General features: G+C 63.8%; 16 protein-coding genes. 3 read left to right on the top strand and 13 right to left on the bottom strand.

Annotated elements, in window-relative coordinates; genetic code table 11:
* Positions 1-125: 125 nt before the first annotated feature.
* A complete protein-coding gene (locus VGG53_RS02135; RefSeq protein ID WP_331516336.1) occupies positions 126-1061 on the bottom strand; it encodes an enoyl-CoA hydratase in 936 nt (311 codons plus the stop codon).
* A gap of 167 nt (positions 1062-1228) precedes the next feature.
* Here VGG53_RS02135 and VGG53_RS02130 point away from each other — a divergent pair, with 167 nt between their 5' ends.
* From VGG53_RS02130 to VGG53_RS02120, 3 genes are all read left to right on the top strand, one after another.
* The gene (locus VGG53_RS02130) at positions 1229-1393 is read left to right on the top strand and encodes a hypothetical protein (protein WP_331516335.1); all 165 of its coding nucleotides are present in this window, start codon (positions 1229-1231) and stop codon (positions 1391-1393) included.
* Positions 1394-2884 carry a trehalose-6-phosphate synthase gene (locus VGG53_RS02125; protein ID WP_331516334.1) on the top strand — a complete coding sequence of 497 codons (1491 nt, stop codon included), beginning with the start codon at positions 1394-1396 and terminating at the stop codon, positions 2882-2884.
* A gap of 63 nt (positions 2885-2947) precedes the next feature.
* Entirely contained in the window at positions 2948-3511 is a 564-nt protein-coding gene (locus VGG53_RS02120; protein WP_331516333.1) for a hypothetical protein, read from the top strand.
* 13 nt (positions 3512-3524) lie between these two features.
* Here VGG53_RS02120 and VGG53_RS02115 read toward each other — a convergent pair whose 3' ends face one another.
* The 12 genes from VGG53_RS02115 to VGG53_RS02060 all read right to left on the bottom strand — a co-directional run bounded on the left by VGG53_RS02115 (position 3525) and on the right by VGG53_RS02060 (position 15341).
* On the bottom strand, positions 3525-4007 hold the full coding sequence (locus VGG53_RS02115; RefSeq protein WP_331516332.1) for a mammalian cell entry protein: 483 nt from the start codon (positions 4005-4007) through the stop codon (positions 3525-3527).
* On the bottom strand, positions 4007-4684 hold the full coding sequence (locus VGG53_RS02110; protein WP_331516330.1) for a mammalian cell entry protein: 678 nt from the start codon (positions 4682-4684) through the stop codon (positions 4007-4009). Before VGG53_RS02110 ends, VGG53_RS02115 begins: the two co-directional genes overlap by 1 nt.
* Positions 4681-6390: a virulence factor Mce family protein gene (locus VGG53_RS02105; protein ID WP_331516328.1), complete on the bottom strand. Its 1710-nt coding sequence runs from the start codon at positions 6388-6390 to the stop codon at positions 4681-4683. The genes VGG53_RS02110 and VGG53_RS02105 overlap by 4 nt, the downstream gene beginning before the upstream one ends.
* Positions 6390-7550: an MCE family protein gene (locus VGG53_RS02100; RefSeq protein WP_331516327.1), complete on the bottom strand. Its 1161-nt coding sequence runs from the start codon at positions 7548-7550 to the stop codon at positions 6390-6392. Before VGG53_RS02100 ends, VGG53_RS02105 begins: the two co-directional genes overlap by 1 nt.
* Positions 7547-8956 (bottom strand): virulence factor Mce family protein, encoded by a 1410-nt coding sequence (locus VGG53_RS02095; RefSeq protein WP_331516326.1) that lies wholly within the window; start codon positions 8954-8956, stop codon positions 7547-7549. Before VGG53_RS02095 ends, VGG53_RS02100 begins: the two co-directional genes overlap by 4 nt.
* Positions 8953-10023 (bottom strand): MCE family protein, encoded by a 1071-nt coding sequence (locus VGG53_RS02090; RefSeq protein ID WP_331516325.1) that lies wholly within the window; start codon positions 10021-10023, stop codon positions 8953-8955. The genes VGG53_RS02095 and VGG53_RS02090 overlap by 4 nt, the downstream gene beginning before the upstream one ends.
* Positions 10010-11059: an MCE family protein gene (locus VGG53_RS02085; RefSeq protein ID WP_331516324.1), complete on the bottom strand. Its 1050-nt coding sequence runs from the start codon at positions 11057-11059 to the stop codon at positions 10010-10012. Before VGG53_RS02085 ends, VGG53_RS02090 begins: the two co-directional genes overlap by 14 nt.
* Positions 11059-12261 (bottom strand): MCE family protein, encoded by a 1203-nt coding sequence (locus tag VGG53_RS02080; protein ID WP_331516323.1) that lies wholly within the window; start codon positions 12259-12261, stop codon positions 11059-11061. The genes VGG53_RS02085 and VGG53_RS02080 overlap by 1 nt, the downstream gene beginning before the upstream one ends.
* Positions 12262-12328: 67 nt before the next feature.
* Complete coding sequence (locus VGG53_RS02075; RefSeq protein WP_331516322.1) at positions 12329-13171, bottom strand: ABC transporter permease; 843 nt, start codon at positions 13169-13171, stop codon at positions 12329-12331.
* 4 nt (positions 13172-13175) lie between these two features.
* Positions 13176-13940, bottom strand: coding sequence for an ABC transporter permease (locus VGG53_RS02070; RefSeq protein ID WP_331516321.1), 765 nt, complete (start codon positions 13938-13940; stop codon positions 13176-13178).
* A 266-nt stretch (positions 13941-14206) separates the two neighbouring features.
* The gene (locus tag VGG53_RS02065) at positions 14207-15145 is read right to left on the bottom strand and encodes a 3-oxoacyl-ACP reductase (protein ID WP_414688857.1); all 939 of its coding nucleotides are present in this window, start codon (positions 15143-15145) and stop codon (positions 14207-14209) included.
* 4 nt (positions 15146-15149) lie between these two features.
* On the bottom strand, positions 15150-15341 hold the full coding sequence (locus tag VGG53_RS02060; RefSeq protein WP_331516319.1) for a ferredoxin: 192 nt from the start codon (positions 15339-15341) through the stop codon (positions 15150-15152).
* Positions 15342-15422: the final 81 nt, after the last annotated feature.

Here is a 15422-nt window from a genome sequence, read left to right as displayed (position 1 = left end):
GCTGCCACCACCGGTGACCAGGTATGTCCGGTCTTCGAACGAAAGCTGCATGCCGACCCCTTCGCCCCGAAACTGAAACAGGTTCTAGCTATAGAACCATGCGCGCATCAGCGGGTCGGCTGCGGCTAGGGAGTGTCCTTGCGGGCGAGCTTGGTCGGCTTCGCGTTGCGCCAATCCTCGACGTCGGGCGGCAGTCCGATCGGGTAGCGGTTCTCGTTGTGTGCCGCCCAGTGCGCGTGGCCCAGTTCGTGGATGTGGAACGCGTGCCGCAACGCCTCGGTGAAGCCCATCGCGTCGGATGCGGCGTTTACCGAGTCCTTGATCAAAAGAGCCGCCATCGTTGGCCGTTCGGCGATCCGGCGGGCGAACTCCAGCGTCTTGTCGGCCAGTTCGTCGGCCGCAAAGACCTTGGACACCATCCCGAGCCGGTAGGCTTCGTCGGCGTCCAGCGAATCACCGGTCAGCAGAAGCTCTTTGGCTTTGCGGGGGCCGAATTCCCAAGGGTGAGCGTAATATTCGACTCCCGGCATACCCATCCGGACACCCACGACGTCGCTGAATTTTGCATTGTCGGCCGCCACGATCAAGTCGCACGCCCAGATCAGCATCAAGCCCGCGGAGATCGCATTGCCCTGTACCTGAGCGATGGTGATCTTGCGCAGATCGCGCCAGCGGCAGGTGTTCTGGAAGAAGTAGTGCCACTCCTGAAGGTAGGTCTTTTCCGCGACGGCATCGCGGTTGGCGCCGTTGATCCGGAAGCTTGGCAGCTGGTCCGGACCGGGCGCCCGCTCCGCCAATGCCAATTCCGAACCCAGGTCGTGGCCGGCGGAGAAGTTCTTGCCCCGAGCCGCGAGGATCACCACCCGGACGGTGTCGTCGGCCTCGGCGCGCAGGAAGGCCTCGTCGAGCTGCACCAGCAGACCGCGACTCTGGGCGTTGTGCGCGTCCGGGCGGTTCAGCCAGATCCGGGCGATGCGGCCCTCGTCGAGCATTTCGTAGGCCACCAACTCATCAGGTCTCGCCTCATCCGGGCTGGTGCCCACCTCGTTGGGGACTGCCATTCGCCACCTCGCCTCGCCGTGCCGACATTGCCCGGCTCCTCCGCGGCCGCACGGCCCGCACCCGCGCCGGGCGAGTGCTTACAGATTACGGCCCAGCCCGTAACGTCAACGTCGGCGGGTTGCGGCGCACTCTGCGGCTGATTACGCACTTCGCCTACAGTTATGTCATGCCCGCCAAATCTGACACCCATGAAATCGACGACGTGGAGCCATTGCCTGACACCACGGCCAGCCAGGCCAGGCGGGTAGTGGCCGCCTACGCGACCGACGCCGACGAGTGCCGCGTCTTCCTGGCGATGCTCGGTATCGGACCCGCGAAAACCGAGGTGTAAATGCCCGGCACGGGAGGCAAGGGAGCGCGAAGTCCGCGAAACAACCCCGTCTCCGGTGTGTCCGACTTCGTGGTGGTCGCCAACCGGCTGCCGGTCGACATGGAGCGGTTGCCCGACGGCAGCACCTCCTGGAAGCGCAGCCCCGGCGGACTGGTCACCGCATTAGAACCGATCTTGCGCCGCCGTCGCGGCGCCTGGATCGGGTGGCCGGGGGTCGTGGACGACGACGTCGACGTCGAGGACGAACCCATCGTCGAGGAGGATCTTCGGCTGCACCCGGTGCGGCTGTCGGCTCACGACGTCGAAGAGTATTACGAGGGGTTCTCCAACGCCACGTTGTGGCCGCTCTATCACGACGTGATCGTCAAACCGAGCTACCACCGGGAGTGGTGGGACCGGTACGTCGATGTCAACCGCCGGTTCGCCGAAGCCGCGTCACGCGCCGCCGCCAACGGAGCCACCGTCTGGGTGCAGGATTACCAGCTGCAACTGGTGCCTGCGATGTTGCGCTCACTTCGTCCCGATCTGACGATCGGGTTCTTTTTGCACATCCCTTTCCCGCCCGTCGAGTTGTTCATGCAGCTGCCCTGGCGTACCGAGATCGTGGAAGGCCTGCTGGGTGCGGACTTGGTGGGATTCCATCTGGCCGGCGGTGCCCAGAACTTCCTGATTCTGGCCCGCCGCCTGCTCGGCGCGAGCACGTCGCGGGGTTCGGTCGGTGTGCGGTCGCGCTTCGGTGAAGTCGACGTCGACGGCCGCATTGTGCGGGTGGGCGCCTTCCCGATCTCGATCGACTCGAGCGAGCTTGACCAGAAGGGCCGCGACCGCAACATCCGCCGACGAGCCAAAGAGATCCGGGCCGAGATCGGCAGTCCCCGCAAGGTTCTGCTGGGCGTCGACCGGTTGGACTACACCAAGGGCATCGATGTGCGGCTCAAGGCGCTTGCCGAGCTGCTCGCCGAGGGCCGCGTCAAAGGTGATGACACCGTGCTGGTGCAGCTCGCCACGCCCAGCCGTGAACGGGTGGAGAGCTACCAGAAGCTGCGCGAGGATATCGAGCAGCAGGTCGGTCACATGAACGGCGAATACGCGGAAGTCGGCCGCCCGGTAGTGCATTACCTGCATCGCCCCGTCCCGCGCGACGAGCTCATCGCGTTTTTCGTGGCCAGTGACGTCATGCTGGTCACGCCGCTGCGGGACGGGATGAATCTGGTGGCCAAGGAATACGTCGCCTGCCGCAGCGACCTCGGCGGAGCATTGGTGCTCAGCGAATTCACCGGAGCCGCAGCCGAACTGAAGCAGGCATACCTGGTCAACCCGCACGACACCGAAGGCGTCAAAGACGCGATCGAGGCAGCGCTCAACCAGTCTGCCGAGGAGGGGCGACGTCGGATGCGCGCATTGCGGCGTCAGGTACTGGTCCACGACGTCGACGGGTGGGCTCGATCATTCCTCGAAGCGCTGGCTGCTGGTCATCCGTCAAACAGCTGAATCCATGGTGCGGCCGCAGGCGCACTGAGATAATCGATGAACTTATTCGGAGGGAGCGCGCAGATGACGATCTCCCGCGGCCTGACCGCCGCCGCCGTCATGACACTCGCAGCAATGGGCACCGCAGGCCCCGCCAACGCACTCGGCCCGCCACCGGATGGCGTGTACAGCTTGACCGAAGCAGGAGTGCCCACGACGACGTGGAGGATCTCCGCGCTGTGCGACGCGCCGTCGAGGCAGCGCGCGATCCCCGATTTCACCGACCCCGTCGTCGCCGCGGACCTCTGCTCCCTGAACGTCGCTAGCACCACCGCCCGGACAATCAGCCGTTCGGAGAAGATGGCGAACTTCGTTGGCCGGGCGCGATTGGCCAGTGACCTGTGGACTTTCCAGGTGCCGAAGGAAAACGGCGTCGCATGCCCGGATGGCACCACCGCGCCGTCGTCGGATACGTATGCGTTTGACGACGTATCGCTTACCGGTACGCACACCAGCATTCATGCAGACGTCTGCGGCCTACAGCCCGCGATGACGAAAACCCCGTTCACGCTGGCGTTTCAAGGACCGCTTGCTGTACCTGTCGACCGATACCCCTTGGACTGCAACGAGATCGGTCAGTGCCGCTGACGGGATTGGTCGGCTAGATCGGCGTGATGTAGTTGATCAGCCATTTGCCGCCGACCCGCTGGTAATCGACTCGCAACCGGCTGCCGTCATATAGCGGTTGCCGGGTCTTGTCGGTAACCGTGCGGTTCATGTACACCATCACCGATGCCGAATTGCGTTGCGCCGCCAATACTCCCACGCCGACCACGCTCGCCTGCACAACGACCTCGCGTTTGCGCGCCTCGGGGATGATCTTCTCGTTGGCGCTTTTCTCGAACTCCTGGCGATAACCCGGAGTAAGCAACAGGTACGCGGCGCCCAGACTGCGCTCTACCGTCTGGTAGTCGTAGGCGAACACTTCGGGAATCTCCTGGGTGGCCAACGGCGGGAGCGTAGCGCGGGCCGCCTGCTCACCGCGGGTTTCGACCCGCTGCCAGTAGAGCCAGCCTCCGGCCGCGGCCAACCCGACGAAGGTGGTGGTCAGCAAGCTCACGACGGCGGCGATCAACCATCGCATCAATTGCCTCCGTCTGGATACTTCAGGTCGTAGCCGGTCATCCGCCCGTTCTCGTCTTCGTGCACGATGACCCGCATGCGATAGGGCATCGAGGGCTTATTGACCCCGTCCAGGTCGGTGACAGTCACCCGGATCGATACCAGCACCGACGCGTTGTCGCTAACGCTGTCAATGCTTTCCAACGCGGCGCCGTTGACCACCGCTTCTGAGTTCGCGTCTGTGTGGCGGAACAATGCCTTGATGTTCTCGACGTTGTTGTTGGAACTGAGCATGCCGTGCAGCGGCCCGCTAGTCCCCTCGACGAATCTGGCGACGCTTTGGTCGATGTTGTCTTGTTTGTAGCTGAACATATTCACCACCGTCTGGGTGGCGGTGTCGACGAAGCGCTGAACCCGGGCGTGGTCCGCATCGGCCTGCTGCTGCTGATATTTCTCGAAACCCACCCCGCCGGCCAGCGTCGCGATCCCCAGCACACCGGCGGTCACCGCAGTCCACCCGACCCGCCTGCCGTGCGCGGGCCGACGCGGTGGCGGACCGACCGGTGTATTGATCCGCTCGACCGGCCTGGGCGCTGTCTCGACCCGGACTGTGGTGGCGGCCGGTTCACCGCCGTGCGGACCGGCGGCCCGCGACGCCCGCCGGCGCGGGGGCCGGTGCACCGCCGCTGGATCGGTCACAACTGCCTCGGATCACGCATCAGGTCCAACCAGTTCTCCGCGGTAGATACTTTGCCGGGTGCGAAGATACCAGTGCCTCCTGCGGGGTCCTGGAACACGCCAGTGGCATCGTCGTATGTGGTGTAGGCGGTGCCGTTGGCCTGCGGGACCGGACCGGGCGGCGGACCCCACGGCTTTTCTGCCGGCGGGTACGGCGCTCCGGGCAATCCCTCCGGCGGCGGCGGCGCGGGAACGGCCTTGGGGAAAGGTATCTGCGGGTTCTGCGGCGGGTACGGCGACGGCGGAATCCACGCCTGCCGACCGTCGGTCCCCCCGGTGTTGGGTGGCGGCGGCTGCGGGAACGGCTGGTGCGGCGCCGGGCCGGGTCCTTCGACCACACCAGGCGGAAGCGGCCCGGCGATCGGTGTCCCCGGATCCGGGTCGTTGCCCGGCGGAATGAAGGGGTACTTGTTGGGCGGCAGGATATTCAACCCATTCGTGACCGGGGTTCCGTACGGGATCGGCGGTCCGCGCCACGGGTTCGTACCGATCGGCACATAACCCTTGGGATCACGGCAGAGCGCAACGGTCGGGGCCCGCTTGCCGGGGAATTCCTGACACGGATAGTTGCGCGCCCCGCGCACCGCCGACGGGTCGTTCTGGGCAGTCTTGCAGTACGAGTCGGTTGGAAGCTCCCGCAGCGTCTCGTCGGCGGGCGTCCGAATCATCGGTGGCGGAATGAATCCGGTGGTGCACGGCGGCGGGTCGATGTTGACCTTGAAGTCAAGCTTGGCGCCCTCGTCCTGGGGTTCGCCGTTGGCGGCGGTGATGATCGCCGCGAACAGTGCCGGCAACACCACCAATAGCTGCTCGATCGACTTGTGATAGATGACGCCGACCCTGCCCAGGTTGGCCAGGTTGGCCGCCAGCACCGGGAACGACGGACGGATACCGGAGAATGCCGTGTTGGCCTGATCGACAGCCGGCGGCACGACCGTCAGCAGCGTACGCAACTGTGGATCAGCTTGGTGCACTTCAGAAGTGAACCGCGCCAGCCCATCGGACAGCGCCCTGATGTCATCGCCGGAGCGAATTTGGGCCTGCAAGAACGGGCCGACCTGATCGATCAGCTGCGAGGTCTGCGGGAAGTCCGCATTGGCCTGATCGACCAGCAGCCGGGACGATCCGAGCAGTCTGGCCAACTCGGGGCCGGATCCGTTGAACGCCTTGAAAGTTTCGTGCAGCAACTCCCGCAATCGGGTGTCAGCGACGCTGTTGACCAGCGTCTCCGACTGGTGTAGCAGCGTCGCGATGTCCACACCTATCACGGTGTTGCTCCGGTCGATGCGAGATCCGTTGTGCAGCTTGGTCGTCGCCGCATGCTCAGGAGGCACCAGGTCGATGTACTGCTCACCGATGGCCGACACGCTCTTCACCGATGCGGTGACGTTCGACGGGACATTGGTGCCGCTGTTCAGCCGCATCACCGCGTCGACACCGTCTGAGGTAAGACCCACCGAGTCGACGCGCCCCACCGCGACCCCGCGGTAGGTGACATTGGCGTTCTTGTATAGCCCGCCACCGGCGACGAAATTGGCCGTCACGTGGTAGGTGCCGATGCCCATCGCGGCCGGCAACCGTAAGTAGAAGACCGCCATGATGGCAACGGTGATCACCGTGACCACCGCGAAGATGACGAGTTGGACGCGAGTCAGTCGATCCAGCATCAGTTGTTCCCTGCTGGTGTGCCCGCCGGGATCTTGAACGGGTCTGCAGCCTGCCCGGAGAGGTTGGCCATTTCACCGAGTAGGAAGTCCGGCGGATTGAGGATGTCCTTCATGTGCAGCATGTTCGGGTCCAGCGGCCACGATGTGGTGAAGAACGTCTCGCCCAGCCGTCGCACGGTCAGGTCGAAGGTGGTGAACACGTTGAGGTAGTCGCCGCGCACTGCCTGCTTGATACCGAAGTTGGGGAACGGGAACGTCAGCAGCAACTGCATCGACGTCACGAAATTCTTGCGGTTGTCGGCCAGCGCCTTGGTGTTGGCGTAGATGTCCTCGATGTCCGCGGCAAAATCCACTTTTGTTTGCGAAAGCACTCGCGCCGCAACCGTTGCGACTTTCTTGAGAGCGCCGAACGCCTCGACGATTTTGTCACGGTTCTTGTTGAGTACTCGTAACGCTTGGGGAAGCGTTTCCAGCGTCCGCCCTAGGCTGTCCTTGTTGTTGGCCAGAATCGACGAGAACCGGTCCAAACCATCGATGGCTGCGACGATGTCGTTGGCTTGGTTTTTCAACCCTGCGGTCAATTCCGCGAGTCGCGGCACCAGATTGTTGAACTGGCCCTCCCGGCCTGCGACCGCCTGATATGTCTCGTCGGTAATCTCTTGCAGCGCACCCAGGTTGCCCTTGTTGACCACGACGCCGAGCGCGGAGAACACTTCCTCGGTAGTCGGGAAGCGACTGGTCCGTGCCTCTTGAATGGCCGAACCGTCGACCAGCCTGCCCACCGGCGGCTGATTCGGAGGGGCCGCCAACTCGACATGCTGGGACCCAAGCAGCGAGGTCTGCGCCACCCGAGCAATGGAATTGGCCGGCAATACCACGTTGCGGTCGAGTGCCAGCTTGACCGCGGCATAGAAACTTCCATCGCGGCGCTGTACCGCGTCAATGCCCGAAACACTGCCGACCGTGACGTCGTCGACCATGACGGGCGAGTTCTGCGGGAGGGTTGCTACGTCGGCCAGATCGACGGTGATCGAGTACGAGCCCGGGCCGTGACCGGCGGTACCGGGCAGCGCGACCGAGTTCAATCCACCGAACTGGCAACCTGCCAGCAGTGCGCTGCCAGTCGCTAATGCGCCGCCGCGCAACCAGATCCGCCTCATCGCCCGGCTCCCTGCTCCGCGGGTAGCGGCACGACAGGCGCCTGCGGTGCTGGACCCGGGCCCGGTCGCGGACCGAACGCGCCGGGTGCCGGAGCCCCGGGCGCCGAGGCGTTAGGAGCTGCCTGCGGAACCATCAAGGCTTGCAGGTCGGTCGGACTCGGCGGGTGCGCCCCCGGCGCCGGTATCCAGTGCAGATCTGGAATCGGTGTCTGCGCCTTGGCCTGAGTGGCCGGGGTGTCGTAAATGATCTGGCCCTTGTACGCGGTGATCATGTTGAGCGGATGGAACATGATCGGCGGGTAGTTGAACGTCAGCCGACGCAGCGGTGGCCCCAACCGTTCGCGGCATATCTCGGCGCGCTTGTAGTAGTCCGGGCCGGACAGACCCGCCACGGTGTCGAACGAGCCGCCGCAGATGAACTGCACCGGGTTAGCGAATTCGGGGATAGAGATCAGGCCGTTCAGCGTTCCCTGCGCGGGGTCGTAGATGTTGTAGAAGTTGGCGATACCAGGGCCGGCGACGTGCAGCACCTGCTCGATATCTTCACTCTGATCGCTCAACGTCGTCGTCAGATCGGTGAGTTTGTCGACTGTCCCGATCAGCGTCGAGTTATTTTGCTGTAGAAAGCCTTTGACGTCGATCAGTGCCTGGTTCAGGGTGCCCAGGGTGTTGTCGAGGTGGGTTGAGCTCTTGGCAAGCACCTGCGATACCGAGGCCACATGACCTGAGAACGAGACGATCTGTTCATTACTCGCCGACAGCGCATCGACCAGGACTTGTAGGTTTTTGACCGTTCCGAAGATGTCGGCGCGCGAATCGCCCAGCCGGCCAGCGGCTCGCGAAAGCTCGCGCAGCGAAGTACGGAACGAGTCACCGTTGCCGTTGAACGTATCCGCGGCCTGGTTGATCGCATTGCCCAGCGGACCCTGCAGCTGTCCGGCCGCGGGGCTGAGCTGCTTGGCCAAATCAGTCAGCGACTCTTTGACCTCGTCCCACTCGACCGGCACCGCTGTGTGGGCCAATGCGATGGTCGCTCCGTCCGGCAACGCCGGCCCGCTGGTGTACGCGGGGGCGAGCTGGATGAAGCGCGCCGCAACCAGATTGGGCGACATGATGATTGCGCGAGCATCCGCCGGGACCTTCACACCGCTTTTCACAGACATGGCGATCTTCACGTCTTCGGCGCGCGGTTCGATCGACTCGATGGTGCCTACCGGCACGCCTACGATCCGGATCTGATCACCGGGGTACAACCCGACCGCGGAAGTGAAGTAGCCGACGATCTTGTTACCACTGCGGCCCGGCCAGACCATGTACGCGCCCACCGCGACCACGACGGCAAGCAGTACTGCCAACGCCAACCGCAACCCGCGGCGACGTTCTCTGAAGGCGGAGAAGACGGTCATGGCGACTGTGGCCTTAACCGCCAGCGCTCTTGGACGAGTCCGCGCAGATAATCCGCGAAGCTGTTCGGGAGCTTTCCGGGCTGGAACACGGTGTCGAACATCATCCCGACGATGGGTGCGGGAATCACGCCGTAGACGTTCACGTTGAACCCGGGCCCGGAACCGACCACCTCACCGAGCGTGGTTGCATACGGGGGCAACCGTTTCAGCGCCTCGCTGATGTAGTCACGGCGTTCGTTGAGGTCGTCCAGCACGGTGTTGAGCTTGCTCAATGCCGGGCCGAACTCCTTGCGGTTATCGGCGACGAAGCCGGAGAGCTGCGCCGAGACATCATCGATGCCGGAGATCAGCTCCGCCAGCGCGGCACGGCGCGCGTCGAGCGCGGCGAACAGCTGGTTTCCGTCGACGATCAGCTTGTTCACCTGCCCGGCACGCTCGGCGAGCACGCCGGTCACTGATTTGGCATGAGCCAGCAGCTGTTCCAGCGCTTCGTCGCGGGTGTTCAAAGTGCGGGACAACGAGGTGATGCCGTCCAGTGCCCCGCGGAGCTGCGGCGTCGCGTCGTGCAAGGCGTCGGTGAGGACCTTCAACGATTTCTCGAACTGGGTCTTGTCCAAGTCGCCGGCGGTGTGGCCCAAGTCTTCCAGCGCGGAGCCCAGGGCGTAGGGCGTCGTCGTCCGGCTCAGCGGGATGGTGGTGGCCATCCCCGCTCCGGCCGGTGTCACCGCGACTGCCCGCTGACCGAGGATGGTCTCGGTCCGAATCGCCGCCAGCGATTGGTTTCCGACATTGACATGCCGGTCGACGGTGAAGTCAACCCTGGCGGTGTCGCCGGCCAAGCTGACCGAATTCACCTGTCCGACTTTGATGCCGGACACATAGACGTCGTTGCCGGGATTGATCCCACCGGCGTCGGCGAAGTAGGCGGTGTAAAGCCGGCCTTGCGGCCAGAACGGCAACTTGGTGTAGCCGAACGCGACCAGGATGACGCACACCACGAGGACCACTCCGAAGACCCCGGTGCGGAGTGGGTCGCGGTCGCGGCGGTGGGTGCTACTTGTTGACAAAAGCGCACCTACCTTTGCTCGGATCCACCTGGCCACCCATCGGGATCAAGATGTCGCTTCCGGCCGGGCCGTTGATCTTCAGCGACACCGTGCAGAAGTAGATGTTGAAGTAAGCACCGTAGGCGCCGAGCGCGGTCAGCCGCAGGTAGTCCTCGCCGAGTTGCTCGATGTCGTTGTTCACCTCGGGCAGTCGATCGTTCAGTTCGCCGGCGAGCGGGCGGAGGTTCTCCAGGGTCCCTTGGAGCGGTCGGCGTGAGTGCTTCAGTAAGTCGGTCAGATCCGACGTGGTGGTGGCCAGCGGCGGTATCGCGCCCGCTATCGCATCACGGCCCTGGGCCAATCCGGTGACCAATTTCTGCAACTGGTCGACGGTGTCGGAGAACTGCGCCCCCTTGGCGTCGACGGTGGCCAGCACGGCGTTGAGATTGGTGATCACCTCGCCGATAGAACGGTCACGCGCACCGAGCGTCGATCCGAACGCGTTGGTGTTGGCCAGCAGGTTGGACAGTGCCCCGCCTTGGCCCTGCAACAGGTCGATCACGTAACTGCTGATGGTGTTGACCTTGTCGGCATCTAGTCCCTTGAGCACTGGGCGTAGGCCACCGAGGAGCGCGTCGAGGTCCAGCGCCGGCTCGGTGTGGTGCTGATCGATGGTCGCTCCGGGCGAGAGCTTGCGCAATTCCCCAGGGCCCGAAGTGATTTCCAGGAACCGGTCGCCCACCAAGTTGTCGTACCGGATCAGCGCGCGCGTCGACGAGTACAGCGTGTAGCGCTTGTCCACACTGAACGCCACGTCCACGGTGTTGTTCGGGTTCAGCTTGAGGTCCTTCACGGCGCCGACCGGCACCCCGGCGATGCGGACCTTCTGGCCGCCCTTCAGCCGCGTCGCGTCAATGAAGTTGGCGTGGTAGGTGTTCGACGGCCCGAAGCGGAACTCCCCGAAGGTCACTACCAGACCGAATGCCACCAACAGCATGGTGAAGGTGAAGATGCCGACCTTCACCATGATCGAGCGCTGCGATTCGTAGCCATCCATCAGAAGTCGTCCCGCTCTGCGAACGCGCCGTGGAACAACCATTGCAGCGTTGACGGCGCGTCTACCTGTACCTCGGTGAACGGCTCATAGGGGATGTTCGCGTTGTCGGTCACCAGGAATGGAGCGCGGTACCAGGAGCCGCTGGTCTGCTTGGTGGGCAGGTCGGGTAGTCCACGGCAGTTCGGACCACCGGAGGCGTTGACGATCGGCAGGCTCTCCGGATAGGTGTACGTCGGCGCACCCAGGATGAAGCTCGATGAGGTGAACAGGCCCGCTTTCCGTACACCCAGGATGGGCGCGAATTCTTGAATACCACGGTTGATGGCTCCGAAAAGGCAGCCGAACTCCGGCGAATAGTCGGCGGTGACTTTCAGCGGGGCGCGCAACCGTTTGATGCCGTCGATCAAATTCTGCTCGGCCGGCGCGAGTGTGTCATAAGCATTGTTGGACAAGCCAATTGTCGACAACAGGGCAGTATTCAGATTGCTCTGCTCATCCACCACCGTCCTGGCGATCGTCGGTGTGTTGTTGAAAACGGTGACAAGGTCAGGTGCTGCATCGGCGTAGATGTTGGCCACCGCGGCCGTCTTTCGGAAGTCCTGTTGCAGAGCCGGTAGCTTCGGATTGAGTTGCTGCGTCAAGGTATTCAGGCCGGACAGCACTCCGCCAAGGTCTTTACCGTGTCCCCGCAGACCTTCGGCCAGCGCGCTCAGCGTGCCGTCCAACTCGACGGGATCGATCTTTTGCAGCAGGCCGATCAGCGACTGGAACAGCGTGTTGACCTCGAGTGAAACAGCCGACACTGCGAGATGTGCACCCGGGCGCAACGCGGCGGGCGACGGTGACTTCGGTGGAATGAACTCCACCGACTTGGCGCCGAAGATCGTGTTGCTGGCGATATGGACCGTGGCATTGGCGGGAATGAAGTGCAACTCACCGCCATCGATGGCCAGCCTCAGTCGGGCCTGTTCGCCCGCATAGCTGATGTCGTCGACCTTGCCGATCTGGATGCCGCGGTATTTGACCTTGTTGCCGCGGTCCATCTCCAACCCGGCTCGCGGCGCGGTCAGAGTGACGGTGTCAATCGGTGAAAAGGCTGCCGTGTAGGAGAGGTAGGTAAGCACCACAAACGCCACCAACAGAGAGGCCAGCAGCGCCGCTGCCAGCCTGACGTGAGTGCGTTGTGCACCGGTGCTTGCCACTGTCCCCCTTTTACCTATGCGCCCGGTTTCCGTTGATCGCGCGCCGCGCTGTGCGTCGTCCCCGGGCTCATCCGGAGAGGTTGAAATTACCGGATGCCCCGTAGACAGCCAGCGAGATGAACAAAGTAATGACAACAACGACGATCAGCGACGTGCGCACCGCCTGGCCGACCGCCAGACCGACACCCACCGGACCGCCAGAAGCGTTATAGCCGTAGTACGTATGGATCAGCATCACCGCGATCGACATCACGATGGCTTGCAGGAACGACCAGAGCAGATCCGTCGGATTCAGGAAAGTGTTGAAGTAGTGGTCATACAGACCGGCCGACTGCCCGTTGATGAACACGGTGGTGAACCGCGCGGCGAAAAACGAGGCCAGCACCGCAAGCGAGTACAGCGGGACGATCGCGATCAAGCCCGCGATCAGCCGGGTGGAAACCAGGTAGGACACCGAGTGCACGGCCATCGCCTCGACCGCGTCGATTTCCTCGGCGACCCGCATCGCGCCCAGCTGTGCCGTGGTGCCTGCGCCGATGGTGGCAGCCAGCGCTATCCCCGCGACCACCGGGGCGACGATGCGGACATTCAGAAATGCCGATAGGAATCCGGTCAGCGCCTCAATACCGATGTTGCCCAACGACTCATAGCCCTGTACCGCGATCACACCGCCGGACGCCAGCGTCAAAAATGCGGCGACGCCGACCGTACCGCCGATGAGAACCAATGCGCCTGTGCCCATGGTCATTTCGGCGATCAGCCGGATTGTCTCTTTGCGGTAGCGGGTGAGCGCATTCGGGATGTAGCGCATCGACTCGCCATAGAACAGCGCCTGCTCGCCGAAAGTATCGATGGGGCCGGCGAACCGGTGGAAGAAGCGCCGGAAGCGCAGCGAGGCATCGTAACTCATGTGCTCACCGCGACAACACTCGAACACCGATCGCGGTCATGATGACGTTGATCACGAACAGGCAGATGAACGCATAAACCACCGTCTCGTTGACGGCGACTCCGACACCTTTTGGTCCGCCCTTGACCGTCAGCCCGCGGTAACAGCCGACCAGGCCGGCGACCACGCCGAACAACAACGCCTTGATCTCGGAGAGGATCAGCTCGCCGAGGTGGGTCAGCACCGTCAGACCGTTGACGAAAGCGCCCGGATTGACGCCCTGCAGCAACACCGAGAACACGTAGCCGCCGGCGATGCCGATCGCCGAGACCAGCCCATTGAGAAGCAGCGCGACGAACGTCGACGCCAGCACCCTGGGCACCACCAGGCGCTGGATCGGATCGATGCCCAGCACCCGCATCGCGTCGATTTCCTCGCGAATGGTGCGCGCACCCAGATCGGCACAGATCGCGGTGGCGCCCGCGCCGGCCACCACCAGCACCGTGACAACGGGGCCGAGCTGGGTGATGGTTCCGAACGCCGTGCCTGCACCGGACAGGTCCGCGGCGCCGATCTCGCGAAGGAGAATGTTGAGCGTGAACGCCACCAGAACCGTGAACGGGATCGCCACCAACAAGGTCGGGACCAGCGAAACCCGGGCGATCATCCAGGTCTGGTCGAGGAACTCACGAAATTGAAACGGCCGCTGAAAAGTCTTGCGGAAGGTATCCAGGGCCATCTCGACGAAACCGCCCACGGCCCGGGCCGGGACCGCGAGCTGTTCGATCAACCTGGTTCCCTTCTCGCGCGGGTGTCACCATGTTCGACAGCGATGCCCTTGTGTCCCCGGCTAGCGCCGCCTTAGCTTGTTTCTGAGCCGACGGCGGTCCGCGTGAGCCGGCCAATCGTAACTAGAACAAGTTCCGAGTGTCAAAGAACGGCAAAATTAGACAAAAGTCAGTAGTTTGGGCAGGTCAGCGCGATTGTGACGCAGGTCATCCTGAAACGTGTTCTAGTCCGTTCGCAACCATACCGAGGGTCTTGCGACCCGCTGAATCACTCCATCAAACCGGTCGCCGCGAAGTTGCGCTCCGGGTCCCGTCCAGCAAAGAAATCCTGGAGCTCGTCGCTCAGCTTGGCGGGGTCCCATGCCTGCGCATCGGTGGCGAACCGGTGCTCGACGCTGGGCGCTGACACCAGCGTCACCTGAGGTCCGTACACGATGAAGACCTGACCATTGACGTCTTTAGCCGCAGGCGATGCCAGGAAGCGCACCAGGGTGACCACATGTTCAGGCGAGAGCGGGTCGACCTGGTCGTCGGAGACCTCCGGGGCGTCACCGAAGACGTCGGCGGTCATCGCGGTCCTGGCTCGCGGACAGATCGCGTTCGCGCAAACTCCGTACTGGCCCAGCGCCCGGGCCGCGGTCAGGGTGAGCGCCGAGATACCCGCCTTCGCGGCGCCGTAATTCGCCTGACCGACGGGCCCCACCAATCCCGCCTCCGACGAGGTGTTGATGATGCGGCCGTACACCGATCCGCCGGCGTCTTTGGCTTTGGATCGCCAGTAGGTCGCGGCGTTGCGCGTCAGCAAGAAATGGCCGCGCAGGTGCACGGCGATCACCGCGTCCCACTCCTCGTCGGACATGTTGAACAACATCCGGTCACGAGTTATCCCGGCGTTGTTGACAACGACGCTCAGGCCGCCTAATCCGTCGGCGGTGCTGATCAATTCGTCGGCCGTGTCGCGTCGGCTGATGTCGCCGGCGACCGCGACGGCTTTGGCGCCGGCGGTGGTGATCTCGTCGATCACATCAGAGGCATCCAACGCGGCGGCGATGTCGTTGACGACGACGGTTGCGCCCGCGCGGGCCAGGCCGATCGCCTCGGCGCGGCCCAGGCCCGCTGCCGCGCCGGTCACAACCGCGACCTTTCCGGATAGATCGGCCGCGTTGGTGCTGCTGGCCGGTTTATTAGGGCTAGTCAATTTATGAATACCTCTAGTCTTCGCGCGCCAAGGCTGCTCGCGGGCATTCCTGGATCGCCTGCTCCGCCGCCGCCTCGCGATCGGCAGGAATCGGGTCGGTCTTCACCACCGCGTAATCCTCGTCATCGAGGTCGAAGATATCCGGTGCGATTCCCAAGCACACCGCGTTGCCCTCACACCGGTCGTGGTCGACTATCACTCGCACGACGATCCTCCTTGAAACGTGGCCTTCAATCGGTACGCCCACCTTACGACCAGTCCCGATCGGGTCCGGGAGAACGGTCGC

Origin of the sequence: Mycobacterium sp. (assembly GCF_036490025.1) — a bacterium.
Taxonomy (GTDB): domain Bacteria; phylum Actinomycetota; class Actinomycetes; order Mycobacteriales; family Mycobacteriaceae; genus Mycobacterium.
Note: the sequence above shows the minus strand (reverse complement) of the source record. Positions and strands in the feature narration are given on the sequence as shown.